We start from the raw sequence: 12,578 nt of genomic DNA on the forward strand, positions 1-12,578 counted from the left end.
CATCTTCATGACTGCAGTTCCTGATTTTGTCGCCATCGAAGCCATGGATGCGTCCGATGTGCTGCGTCCGATGCGCGAGCGCTTCATCCTGCCGGAGGGCCTTATCTATCTCGACGGCAACTCGCTCGGCGTTGCCTCGACCGCTGCCTTCGACGAACTTCGAAAGGCGGCGACCGAGGAATGGGGGCAGGATCTCATCCGCAGCTGGAACACGGCCGGCTGGTTCGAAATGCCGCTTGCGCTCGGCGACCGTGTCGGGCGGCTGATTGGTGCGGCACCCGGCCAGACGGTCGTCTGTGACACCACGTCGATCAACATATACAAGGCCCTGCATGCGGCTATGGCGCTCCGACCCGATCGGTCGGTGATCGTCAGCGAGGGCGGTAGTTTCCCGACCGATCTCTATATGGCCGAAGGCGTGGTTTCGACGCGTCCCGGCGCTTCCCTGCGTCTCGAAGGTGTCGATGCGCCCGAGATCGAGGACCTGATCGACGACAGCGTTGCCGTGGTTCTGGTGAACCACGTCAACTACAAGTCGGGCGAACTGCGCGACATGGCCGCGCTGACCCGCAAGGCACATGAACACGGAGCGCTGGTCATCTGGGACCTCTGCCATACGGCCGGCGCCCTGCCCGTCGATCTCGACCGCGCCAATGTCGATTTCGCCGTTGGCTGCACCTACAAGTACCTGAACGGCGGCCCGGGCGCGCCGGCCTTCATCTACGCCGCGACCCGTCACCATCACGATATCCGCCAGCCGCTTACCGGCTGGTGGGGCCATGCCCGCCCCTTCGCCTTCGAGAAACACTATGCGGCCGGCGAGGGCATCCGGCGCTTCCTCTGCGGCACGCAGCCGATCCTGTCGCTGCGGGCGCTGAAGGGCGCGCTCGACATCTGGGACGCGGTCGACATGGTGCAACTTCGCGAGAAGAGCATTCGCCTCACGGATCTCTTCATTGCGCTCGTCGAGGCGAAATGCGGCGCTCATGGTCTGAAGCTCGAGAGCCCGCGTGAGGGGGCGAAACGCGGAAGCCAGATCTCTTTCAGCCATCCGCACGCCTATGAGATCATGCAGGCGTTGATTGCCCGCGGCGTCATCGGCGATTTCCGTGCACCGACCACCATGCGCTTCGGCTTCACGCCGCTTTATGTGAGCTATGCAGATGTCTGGCGGGCGGTCGAAATCCTAGACGAGATCCTGCGCACGGGCGCCTGGCAGGACGCACGCTTTGCCGTCCGTGCGGCCGTGACCTGATTGAATGGTACCGAAGTGCGGCGGGCGGCGTTTTGCCCGTTCCTGCTCGTTCAGGCGCATACTGAGGCCGCCGCGCCCAGCGGGTTCTTTGAGAGCCACTGTGCCCGAAGGCGAGAGGACGGCTAACGGGGGATTTCAGCAATGACCGCGCCATACCGCCCGACCCCCGACGAAATCACCGATGCCCGTAAACGCATCGCGCCACATTTCGCGCGCACGCCGCTGGTCCGGCTCGACCATGGGTTTCCGGACCGCCAGATTTTTCTGAAGCTGGAGATGCTCTCTCCCATCGGAGCATTCAAGCTCCGCCCCGCCTTGAACGCTGTGCTGTCGCGGGATCCAGCCGTTCTTGCGAATGGCGTCGCAGTCACCAGTTCCGGCAACATGGCCTATGGCATGGCCTGGGCCGCGCGCCTCATCGGCGTGCCGATGGTTGCCTATATGTATCGCGGCGCGCCGCAAACCAAGATCGACGGCGTGCGCGCGCTCGGTGGCGAGGTGCGCTTCATCAGCGTTGAAACCTGGTGGGAATACATCACCGACGCGGACCGCCCGGATGGGCGGGAATTGCTGATCAATCCGGTGACCGACCAAGCCGTGCTTGCCGGTAACGGCTCGATCGGCATGGAAATCGTCGAGGACCTGCCTGATGTGGATGTGGTGCTTACGCCCTTTGGCGGCGGCAGCATGACGACCGGCGTCGCGAGCGCGGTCAAATCCGCTTCCGGCCGTTGCCGTGTCTTTGCTGTCGAGGACGATAGCGCCGCCCCAATCTCGGCGACGCTTGCCGCTGGGCGGATCGTGACGATCGAAACCCGTCCGTCATTCATCAAGAGCATCGGGGCACCATCGCTGGTGCCGCAACTCTGGCCGGTCGCGCGTGAACTGATCGATGGAGCGATTGCCGTCAGCCCGGCAGAGGTGACCGAAGCGATGCGGCTTCTCTTCAAGAAGGCCAAGGTCGTCGCCGAAGGTGCTGGGGCCGCTTCACTTGCCGCCGCGATCGCGCGCCCTGACCTCAAGGGAAATATCGTCTGCGTGATCTCGGGCGGCAACATAGACGAATCTGCCTATTCCACAGTGCTCGCCGGCGGCATTCCGCCGGCTTGAGCACCGGGTCAGACGCCGAGGTAACGATCCTGGAGCTCAGGTGTCAGCGTTGTCGGCGCTCCCTCGAAAACAGTCGTGCCCTTTTCCAGCACGAAGCAGCGGTCGGCGACGGGCAGCAATTCCGAAAGCGTCTTGTCGACGACGAGGATCGATTGACCGGCCGCTTTCAGCGTGCGGATCGCCGACCAGATGTCCTGGCGAATGACCGGGGCCAGCCCCTCGGTTGCCTCGTCGAGAATGAGCAGGCTGGGATTGGTCATCAGAGCCCGGCCGATGGCGAGCATTTGCTGTTCACCGCCCGAAAGCGTGTTGGCGTACTGATCGCGTCGCTCGCCGAGGCGCGGAAACAGCGCCACCACCTTCTCTAAGGTCCAGGCACTGCCACGGGCGGTGGCAACGAGGTTTTCCATGACGGTGAGATTGGGAAAACAGCGCCGCCCCTCGGGCACGAGGCCAAGGCCGAGCCGGGCGATCCGGTGCGGCCGCATGCCGGAAATCACCTTTCCCGCAAAGCTGATCGCGCCGGCGCGCGGTATCACGAGGCCGAGGATCGAGTTGATCGTCGTCGTCTTGCCCATGCCGTTGCGGCCCATGAGCGCCACCACTTCGCCCTCGCGCACGTCGAGATCGACGCCGAAGAGCGCCTGGGAGGCGCCATAGAAGGTTTCGAGGCCTCTAATCGCGAGCAGGCTCATGCGGCTTCTCCGAGATAAGCCCGGCGCACTTCCGGGTCGCTGCGGATTTCGTCGACGGTGCCGCTTGCAATGATGCGCCCGTAGACGAGTACGGAAATGCGGTCCGCCAGCGCAAATACCGCATCCATGTCATGTTCTACGAGCAGCATCGGCGCTTCGTGGCGCAATCCGTCGAGGAGCGACGTCAACCGTTTGGAGCCCTCCGGGCCCATGCCGGCCATCGGTTCATCGAAGAGAAAAGCTTTCGGCGAAAGCGCCAGCGCGATGGCGACTTCGAGTTGCCGGCGCTCGCCATGCGACAGTTCGGCGGCCGGCACATGAGCACGTGCAGCAAGGTCGACGCGCTCCAGCATCGCCATCGCCGGTTCGGTCAGGTCCTTGTCGTCGCTCACCTGGCGGAAAAAGCGAAAGCTGCTGCCTTGCTGCGACTGTACCGCCAGCATGACGTTGCGAAGCGCCGAAAACTCCTGTGCCAGCGAGGAGATCTGGAAACTTCGGGCAAGGCCCAGCCGGGCGCGGGCTGCTATGTCGAGCCCGCCGACATCTTGGCCGAGAAAGCGGATCGTGCCGCTGTCGGCCCTGAGCGATCCGGCGATCTGGTGGATCAGCGTACTCTTGCCGGCGCCGTTCGGGCCGATCAGGGCGTGAATTTGCCCCGGACGAAGATCGAGGCTCACGCCGTCTGTCGCCTTGAGTGCGCCGAAGGATTTTCTGAGATCGCGGATTTCGAGAATGGGCTCAGACATGGCGCGGCTTTCCGGACAGCAGGCCCAGCAATCCGCCGCGTGCAAAGAGCACGATGCCGAGAAGGATGAGGCCGAGGAAGAACTGCCAGCGCTCGGTAATGCCACCGAGCACATATTCGAGGAACACGAAGATCATCGCGCCGGCAACCGGCCCGAACAGTCGGCCCTTGCCGCCGAGGATGATGAGCACCATCAGTTCGCCGGACATGTGCCAGGAGAGCATCGAAGGCCCGACGAAACGGTTGAGATCGGCATAGAGCGCGCCCGCGAACCCGGTGATCATCGCGGAGACGACGAAAGCGACGAGCCGGATGTTGAAGGGCGCGATGCCGACGGCGGCAAGGCGCGTTCCATTCTGTCTCGCGGCCTGCAATGCGCTGCCAAAGCGCGACCCTTCGACCACACGAAAGAACAGGAGCGTCGCTATCAGCGCGGCATAGCAGATCAGGAAATAGGGCAGGGGCTTGGCGGTGTTGACGCCGGGAAAGGCGTTGCGCATCGACATCGACAGGCCGTCTTCGCCGCCATAGGCCGGCCAGGAGATTGCGAAATAGTAGATCATCTGCGCAAACGCGAGCGTGATCATGATGAAATAGACGCCCGTTGTCCGCAGGCTGATGGCGCCAATCGGCAACGCGGCGATCCCGGCGACGACGATGGCCGTCACCCAGATCAGCGGCATCGACGTCGTTGCCGGAATGCCGGCAAACAGCGGTTCGGCGTTGAAGGCGTGGGTCGCGATGATGCCCGCAACGTAACCGCCGAGGCCGAAGAAGGCGGCGTGGCCGAAAGACAGTAGTCCGCCGAGCCCGAGCGCGAAATTGAGGCCGACGGCGGCGAGCGCGAGGACGGCGACGCGGGTCGCGAGCGTCACATAGAAGGGTTCGCCAATCGCGGTGGCCAGAAGCGGCGCGCCGAGAAGGAGCGCGGCAAGAAGCAGATTAATGGTGGTTTCCCGGTTCATCTCGACCTCACGACTGTGCGGCAAACAGGCCGCTCGGCCTGAACGCAAGGATGAGAGCCATGACGACGTAGATCAGCATCGACGCGAGTGCGGCACCGATGGTGGTGGCCTGCGACGCGGGCATGGTGAGGGCAAGCAGTGAGGGAAGCAGGAAGCGGCCCATAGTATCGACGACGCCGACGATAACGGCGCCGACCAGCGCGCCCTTGATCGAGCCGATACCACCGATGACGATGACGACGAAGGCGAGGATGAGGACCGGTTCGCCCATGCCGACCTGCACCGATTGCAGCGCGCCGACGAGAGCCCCGGCAAGACCCGCAAGCGCGGCTCCGAGCGCGAAGACGACCGTGTAGAGCGTGCCGATATCGACGCCGAGCGCACCTATCATTTCGCGGTCGGATTCGCCGGCGCGGATGCGCATGCCGAGCCGGGTTTTTGAGATCAGCATGTAGAGACCAGCAGCAACCGCGATGCCGACGCCGATGATTGCGAGGCGATAGAGCTGGTACTGGCCACCGCCCGGAAGCGGAACCGCACCCTGCAGCACGGGCGGTATGTCGAGATAGAGTGGGAAGGAGCCGAAGAGCCAGCGTGATCCTTCCGACAGGATCAGGATCAATGCGAAGGTGGCAAGCACCTGATCGAGATGGTCGCGATCGTAGAGCCTGCGAATGACGGCAACCTCGATGATGGCCCCGACGCCGGCGGCGGCCGTGAGGCTGGCGATCAACCCGATCCAGAAGGAACCGGTTGCGGCAGCGACCGTGGCGCAGGCGAAGGCGCCGATCATGTAGAGCGAGCCGTGAGCAAGGTTGATCAGGCCCATGACGCCGAAGATCAGCGTCAGGCCCGCGGCCATCAGAAACAGCATCAAGCCGAGCTGGAGCCCGTTGAGCAGTTGTTCGATCAGGAGTGCGGTGAACAAGAGGACGGTCCAAGCTTGATGTCAGTATGACGCGTTTCTTCGGCCGGGTACCGGCTTTGAAAGCCAGCACCCGGCAGACAACAGGCGCGAGAGCTACATCGAGCACTTCTCGGCGTAGGCGTCCTTGTGGTCTTCGAAGGCGGTGGCGATGATCTTGTTGGTCAAGACGCCGTCGGCTTCCTTCACCACTTCGCGAACATAGATGTTCTGGATCGGGTGGTTGTTGTTGTTGAAGGCGAACTCACCGCGCACGGACTTGAAATCCGCTGCCTTGAGGGCTGTGCGGAAGGCGTCCTTGTCCTTGACGCTTGCCTTCGACAGAGCAGCCAGGATCAGGTTTGCCGTATCCCAGCTCTGGGCCGCATAGATCGAGGGCAGGCGCTTGTACTCGGCCTTGAAAGCTTCGACGAACTGCTTGTTGGCTTCGTTGTCGAGATCCTTGGACCAGGTCGCGGAGTTCTTGACGCCGAGGGCGGCATCGCCGATCGCCGGCAGGACGTCCTGGCTGAAGGAGAAGCCCGGGCCCATGACCGGGATGTTTACGCCCGACTGGGCATATTGCTTCATGAAGGCGATGCCCATGCCGCCGGGCAGGAAGAAATAGACACTGTCGGCGCCAGAGGCACGGATCTGGGCGATTTCGGCCGCATAGTCGGTCTGGCCGACCTGGGTGTAGATCTCGCCGGAGAGCGCCCCCTTGTAGTACCGCTTGAAGCCGGTCAGCGCGTCCTTGCCGGCCGGGTAGTTCGGCGCCAGGATGAAGGCGTTCTTGTAGTCCTTGTTGGCGTATTGCCCCATCGCCTCATGGAAATTGTCGTTCTGGTAGGCGACGTTGAAATAGTTCGGGTTGCAGTTCGCACCGGCAAGCGCCGACGGGCCGGCGTTGGGCGAGAGGTAGATCACGTCCTGCGCCACCGTGTTCGGCACGACCGCCATGGCAAGGTTCGACCATATGATCCCGGTCATCAGGTCGACCTTGTCGCCCTGGATCATCTTCTCGGCGATCTGAACCGCAAGTTCCGGCTTCTGGGCATCGTCCTCGATGACCAGTTCGACGTCCTTGTTGCCCGACTGCTTGATCGCGAGCGTGAAGGCGTCGCGCATGTCGATGCCTAGGCCAGCGCCACCGCCCGAGAGCGTGGTGATGACGCCGATCTTTACGGGCTCGGCATGGGCAAGGCTTGACGTTGCAAGCGAGAGGCCAAGAAGGCTCGCTGCCAGAATGCGGTTCATGCTGTTCTCCTCTTTATGAATTCCCTTATGAGTTGTGTTCTATCAGAGACCCGTGCGCACGTGCCAGAGCTCGGGGAAAAGTTCCACTTCGAGCATCTTCTTCAGATAGGACGCGCCGGATGTACCCCCGGTTCCGCGTTTCATGCCGATGATGCGCTCGACGGTCGTGACGTGGTTGAAGCGCCAGCGGCGGAAGTAATCCTCGAAATCGACCAGCTTCTCGGCAAGTTCATAAAGCATCCAGTAGCGCTCGGGATCGCGATAGACGACCTGCCAAGCGGCAAAGACCTTGTCGCTTTCCACACGGGTTTCGCGCCAGTCGGTGCGGTGGGCCTCTTCGCCGACATCGAAGCCGTTGCGCGAAAGAAGGCGGATCGCTTCGTCATAGAGCGACGGAGCGGACAGGATCGCTTCGAGTTTTTCCATGATGTCGGCGCGGTGCGCATGCGGTCCGAGCATCGCGACGTTGCGGTTGCCGGCAAGAAACTCGATCGCCCGGTACTGCCAGGACTGAAAGCCGGAGGACTGGCCGAGCGATTCGCGGAACGTGGTGTATTCGCTGGGCGTCATCGTGCGCAGCACGTCCCAGGCGCTGTTCAACTGTTCGAAGATGCGGGCGACGCGCGTCAGCATCTTGAACGCGGGTTCCAGCCGGTCGTCGCGGATCGAGCGCACCGCGGCGTTGATCTCGTGCAGCGCGAGCTTCATCCAGAGTTCGGACGTCTGATGCTGGATGATGAACAGCATCTCGTCATGGGCCTTGGAAAGCGGCTCCTGCGCGTCCAGCACCTTTTCCAGCATCAGGTAGTCGCTGTAGGACATGCGTCCCTTGAACGACATCTGGGCGCCTTCTTTCGAAGGGTCGTATGATTTGCTCATGTTTTCAGTTCTCCGACCGCAATCGGAACCGCTGGATCTTGCCCGTGGCTGTCTTGGGCAGGCTTTCCAGGAACTTGACCGATCGCGGATATTTGTAGGGCGCGATCGTCGCCTTTACGTGATCCTGCAGACGCTTGATCGTCGCGTCGTCCGACAACACGCCAGATATCAGAACGACATAGGCTTCGACAATCTGGCCGCGCTCGGCATCCGGCGCACCGACCACGGCGCACTCGGCCACTTCCGGATGCGAGATCAAGGCGGCCTCGACCTCCGGGCCGGCGATGTTGTAGCCGGCGGTGATGATCATGTCGTCGGAACGGGCGGCGAAATGGAAAAAGCCGTCCTCGTCCTGATAGAAGGCGTCACCCGTCAGGTTCCAGCCATCGCGCACATAGTCGCGCTGGCGGGCGTCTGACATATAACGGCAGCCGGTCGGACCGCGCACCGCAAGCCTGCCGATCGTGCCGCGTGGAACCTCCTGCATCTCGCTGTCGACGATACGTGCTTCGTAGCCACGGACGGGCTTGCCGGTCGAGGCAGCCTTTCGGTCCTCGAAGCGGTTGGAAATGAAGATGTGCAGCATCTCGGTGGCGCCGATGCCGTCAAGGATCGGTTTGCCGGTCTTGGCCGTCCATTCCTCGAAGACCGGACCAGGCAGCGTTTCGCCCGCCGAGATCGCGACCCGCAGCGACGAAAGATCGGCGCCGTTGTCCATCGCCTTCATCATCGCCCGATAGGCGGTGGGGGCGGTAAAGGAGATCGTCGCTTTGTACTTCTCGATGATCTCCACCATGTTGGCGGGCGTCGCGTGCTCCAGCAGCGTTGCCGCCGCCCCGAAGCGCAAGGGAAAGATCGCAAGGCCGCCGAGGCCAAAGGTGAAGGCGAGCGGCGGCGACCCGACAAAGACATCGTCGGGCGTCACACCGAGCACTTCGCGCGCATAGCCGTCGGCAATGACAAGCAGATCGCGGTGGAAATGCATGGTTGCCTTCGGGATCCCCGTCGTGCCCGAGGTAAAGCCGAGAAGCGCCACGTCGTCACGGCCGGTTTTCACGGCTTCGAAGACCACCGATTTGTCGAGCGCGATACGGTCGAGTTCGGCGTCATGGTTCGCGGTTCCGTCGAAACTCACGACCTGCTTCAGGTAGCGGCTATCCTTGGCGCAGGCGATCATCTCTTCCATCAGCCGTGTATCGCAGAGCGCCAGGCTGATCTCCGCCTTGTCGACGATCTTGGCCAGTTCGCCTGCGCGCAGCATCGGCATGGTATTGACGACGACGGCGCCGGCTTTCGTCGCTGCGAGCCAACAGGCGACCATTGCCGGATTGTTGGCCGAACGGATCAGCACGCGATGGCCGGGCTTCACGCCGTAGTTTTCGACCAGCGCATGCGCCAGTCGGTTCGTCCAGTCGGACAGTTCCTTATAGGTTCGCCTGCGGCCATTGCCGATCAGCGCGGTGTGGTCGCCAAACCCTTTTGCGACCATGGCATCCGTCAGTTCGACGGCCGCATTGAGATGGTCGGGATAGTCGAAACCCTCAAGCAGGAATTCGGGCCATTCTTCCGCTGGCGGCAGATGGTCGCGTGTGAATGTATCGACGTGCGAAGTCGGTCCAAGCATGTGGCGGCTGTTCCCTTGTTTCGTTCCTGCCTGTTGCTCAGGCATTTCAAAGCCGGCTGAATGTCTTGCGGTCGCACTGGCATGCGGCAAGCATCGCCGCACCGTTTCCGGTGGCGCTCGCCGTTGCTGTGACGACATGAATGATGGTGATAGGCACAGCGAGACCTCCACTTCTCGGCTGAACATGGGAAAGCATTGCACCAGTCCAAAATTATTTCAAGCCTAAAGTTTTTTCTCGGCAGCGCCATTGCGTTTCCGGATGGGGCGGGCGATTGCTATTGAAGAGGAGACATCGAGGGAGGATTGCACCGATGCTGGAACGCCGTATTTCCGACTGGGACGACGCCTATGCCAACGGCGCGAATATCGCGCGCAGCGACCGCTGGCCCGAGGCGTGGGTCAAGCCGGCCGAAGCGTTCCGAGAGGCCCTCTCGTCGTCCGGGCGTGCGAAGCTCGATCGGGCCTATGGCGAACGGCCAAGAAACCGCATGGACCTGTTTCTGCCCGAAGGGCCTACCAAGGGTCTGGTCGTGTTCGTGCACGGTGGATACTGGCTGCAGCTCGACAAGAGCTTCTGGTCGCATCTGGCCGCCGGCGCCGTCGAAAATGGTTATGCCGTAGCCATGCCGTCCTACACGCTCTGCCCGGAGATCCGTATTGCTGGGATCGTCGCGGAGATTGCCGCGGCCATCAGCGAGGCGGCAAAGATGGTCGAGGGTCCGCTGATGCTGACTGGCCATTCGGCCGGCGGCCACCTTGTCAGCCGGATGATCACGGAGACGGCACCGCTTGCGTCGCATGTTCAAGAGCGGATCCGCAACGTCGTCTCGATTTCCGGCGTGCATGACCTGCGGCCGATCATGTCGACGGCCATGAACGAAAAGCTGGCCATCGACGATGCCGAGGCACTTTCGGAAAGCCCGGCGTTGTTGCGGCCGATGCGAAACGCCCGCATCACCTGCTGGGCCGGAGGCGGGGAGCGGGCCGAATTCCTGCGCCAGAATGCGCTGCTGGCCAACATCTGGACGGGGTTGGGGGCAACGACAGCGGCGGTCGTCGAACCGGATAGGCACCATTTCGACGTGATCGATGGCCTTGCGCATGCGGGTCATCCGCTGACACAAAGCCTGCTGTCCTCTTAGAGCAATTCCAGGACAAGTGTAGAACGGTTTTCCGTCCGGAATTGCGTAATATTAGAGAGTTAGATCATTTCACTGTTTCGACGAAACAATGAAATGATCTAGATCGCCGGCATTCCTTGCGGACGAAGGTGCTTTCTGAGCGCGGCGATGCGGAAGATGGCGTTGGCTGCGCCATAGCCCTTGTAGCCGCGCCGTTCGACGATCTCGAAGAAGAAGCCTTCGCCGTAGGTCGGGCTGTAGAGCTGGAAGTATTCGCCGGCCTCGTCGCGGTCGTAGAGGATGTTGTTGCGCCTCAGTCGTTCGCACAGTGTAGCGTCAAGGCCGAAACGGGCCTCGAGGTCGTCGTAGTAGTTGGGCGAGATCGCGAGCGAGACAAAACCGTTTCTCTTCAGGGCCTCGGCGGTGGCGAAAATGTCGTCGGTTCGAAAGGCGATGTGCTGGATGCCGGAGCCGAAGGTCTCGGCGATGAAGCGACCGGCGAGCGTGTTGCGGTTCTCCGCACCGTTCATCGTGATGCGCAGCGTGCCTTGCCCGTTCTCCACAACCTGGCTGCGCACGACGCCCGAGGGATCGATGATGTCGACCACCGGCGTCTTCTCCGCCTCAAAGATCGAGGTGTAGAACAGCAGCCAGGTCAGCAACTCGTCATAGTTCATCGTTTGCGCCAGATGATCGACGGCGACGAGACCGGCGGGGCGCTGCGCCTCAGCGCTGTCGACGGGATCGAACTCGACCGCCCAGATATCCGCAAGCGCGCTCCTGTCATCGAGAAAATAGACGATGCCGCCGCCGACGCCGCGAACGGCCGGCATCTCGATCTCGCCCGGGTCGAGCGGCTGTTGGAAGGGTTCCGCGCCGAGCGCGACCGCGCGAGCCAACGCCGCCTGCGCGTCGTCAACCTTGAGGCCCATGGCATAGGCAGACGTGCCGTGGACGAGATAGGAGGATCCGGCAAAACCCCGTTCGTCGGTGTTGACGACGAGCCGAACGTCGCCTTGTTTGAACACGGCGACCTCCTTTGTCTTATGCTTCGCGGTTTTTCGGAAGCCGAGGGTTTCAACGAGCGCTACAAGGCCTGTCGCCTCGCTCGCATCGACCGCGAACTCGATAAAGGCAACGCCTTCGACGGCGCTGCGCTGCGGCATTTCGGGCACGCCGATAGCGCTCTCGGGCAGCGCGCGCTTCACCTGATCGCCGAGATAGATAAGCGAGCGCCGCCCGTCGACAGCGATTGCGGAGGGGGAACCGCCGCGAAACTGGTCGTTGAAAATTTCCAATGACAGATAGCCGTCATAGCCGGTCGCCGCGACCGCCGCCATAAAATCGAACACGGGCAGGTCGCCTTCGCCGGGCATGTTGCGGAAGTGGCGGCTCCAGTAGAGCAGATCCATGTCGATCAGCGGCGCGTCCGCGAGCTGTATGATGAAGATCTTCTCCTTCGGGATGGAGCGGATCGAGTTGACGTCGATCCGGCGCGACAGCGTGTGAAAGCTGTCGAGGATGAGCCCGACGTTCGGATGATCGGCCCGGCGCACGATTTCCCAGGCGTCGCGGTGGTCGTGGATGTGGCGTCCCCAGGCCAGCGCCTCGTAGCCGACGCGCAATGCGCGGCGGGCGGCCCGTTCGCCGAGCTCGTGAAAGTCGGCCGCCGCCCGGTCGATGCCCCCGAGAGCGGCGCTCGAAACGTTTGAGCAGACGAGAACCAGGTCGGTGCCCAGCTCCTGCATGAGGTCGAACTTCCGCTCGGCGCGGTCGAAGGTGCGGCTGCGCAACGGCTCGGGCATCCCCTCGAAATCACGAAACGGCTGAAACAGCGTGATTTCCAGCCCGTGGTCGCGCACCATGCGGCCGACCTGTCGCGGGCTCTCGTCGAAGACGAGAAAATCGTTTTCGAAGATCTCGACGCCGTCGAAGCCGGCTTTGGCGATCGCGTCCAGCTTGTCGCGCAGGTCGCCGCTCAAGGAAACGGTGGCGATCGAGGTCTTCATGTTTCGTCCCTTCC

11 protein-coding genes are annotated in these 12,578 nt (G+C 62.5%); 3 read left to right on the forward strand and 8 right to left on the reverse strand.

Annotated features, from left to right (window positions below):
* The first annotated feature begins 7 nt into the window (after positions 1 to 7).
* Both kynU and VGO04_RS27880 read left to right on the forward strand, forming a co-directional pair.
* A complete protein-coding gene (gene kynU / locus VGO04_RS27875) occupies positions 8 to 1,255 on the forward strand; it encodes a kynureninase (protein ID WP_327499215.1) in 1,248 nt (415 codons plus the stop codon).
* 141 nt (positions 1,256 to 1,396) lie between these two features.
* A complete protein-coding gene (locus VGO04_RS27880; protein WP_327499216.1) occupies positions 1,397 to 2,365 on the forward strand; it encodes a threonine ammonia-lyase in 969 nt (322 codons plus the stop codon).
* A gap of 8 nt (positions 2,366 to 2,373) precedes the next feature.
* Here the strand turns inward: VGO04_RS27880 and VGO04_RS27885 are convergent, their stop codons facing one another.
* The 7 genes from VGO04_RS27885 to VGO04_RS27915 all read right to left on the reverse strand — a co-directional run bounded on the left by VGO04_RS27885 (position 2,374) and on the right by VGO04_RS27915 (position 9,434).
* Positions 2,374 to 3,060, reverse strand: coding sequence for an ABC transporter ATP-binding protein (locus VGO04_RS27885; protein ID WP_327499217.1), 687 nt, complete (start codon positions 3,058 to 3,060; stop codon positions 2,374 to 2,376).
* Positions 3,057 to 3,806: an ABC transporter ATP-binding protein gene (locus tag VGO04_RS27890; RefSeq protein ID WP_327499218.1), complete on the reverse strand. Its 750-nt coding sequence runs from the start codon at positions 3,804 to 3,806 to the stop codon at positions 3,057 to 3,059. The genes VGO04_RS27885 and VGO04_RS27890 overlap by 4 nt, the downstream gene beginning before the upstream one ends.
* A complete protein-coding gene (locus VGO04_RS27895; RefSeq protein WP_327499219.1) occupies positions 3,799 to 4,770 on the reverse strand; it encodes a branched-chain amino acid ABC transporter permease in 972 nt (323 codons plus the stop codon). Before VGO04_RS27895 ends, VGO04_RS27890 begins: the two co-directional genes overlap by 8 nt.
* 7 nt (positions 4,771 to 4,777) lie before the next feature.
* Positions 4,778 to 5,698 (reverse strand): branched-chain amino acid ABC transporter permease, encoded by a 921-nt coding sequence (locus tag VGO04_RS27900; protein ID WP_327499220.1) that lies wholly within the window; start codon positions 5,696 to 5,698, stop codon positions 4,778 to 4,780.
* A 93-nt stretch (positions 5,699 to 5,791) separates the two neighbouring features.
* The gene (locus VGO04_RS27905) at positions 5,792 to 6,931 is read right to left on the reverse strand and encodes an ABC transporter substrate-binding protein (RefSeq protein ID WP_327499221.1); all 1,140 of its coding nucleotides are present in this window, start codon (positions 6,929 to 6,931) and stop codon (positions 5,792 to 5,794) included.
* Positions 6,932 to 6,973: 42 nt separating this feature from the next.
* Complete coding sequence (kynA, locus tag VGO04_RS27910) at positions 6,974 to 7,810, reverse strand: tryptophan 2,3-dioxygenase (protein WP_327499222.1); 837 nt, start codon at positions 7,808 to 7,810, stop codon at positions 6,974 to 6,976.
* A gap of 4 nt (positions 7,811 to 7,814) precedes the next feature.
* Complete coding sequence (locus VGO04_RS27915; RefSeq protein WP_327499223.1) at positions 7,815 to 9,434, reverse strand: benzoate-CoA ligase family protein; 1,620 nt, start codon at positions 9,432 to 9,434, stop codon at positions 7,815 to 7,817.
* 311 nt (positions 9,435 to 9,745) lie between these two features.
* Between VGO04_RS27915 and VGO04_RS27920 the strand changes: the two genes are divergently transcribed.
* A complete protein-coding gene (locus VGO04_RS27920; protein ID WP_327499224.1) occupies positions 9,746 to 10,576 on the forward strand; it encodes an alpha/beta hydrolase in 831 nt (276 codons plus the stop codon).
* Between the two features lie 98 nt (positions 10,577 to 10,674).
* Here VGO04_RS27920 and VGO04_RS27925 read toward each other — a convergent pair whose 3' ends face one another.
* Positions 10,675 to 12,564, reverse strand: a complete 1,890-nt coding sequence (locus VGO04_RS27925) for a bifunctional sugar phosphate isomerase/epimerase/4-hydroxyphenylpyruvate dioxygenase family protein (RefSeq protein WP_327499225.1) — start codon at positions 12,562 to 12,564, stop codon at positions 10,675 to 10,677.
* Positions 12,565 to 12,578: the final 14 nt, after the last annotated feature.

The organism is Ensifer sp. (assembly GCF_035999185.1).
Taxonomy (GTDB): domain Bacteria; phylum Pseudomonadota; class Alphaproteobacteria; order Rhizobiales; family Rhizobiaceae; genus Ensifer.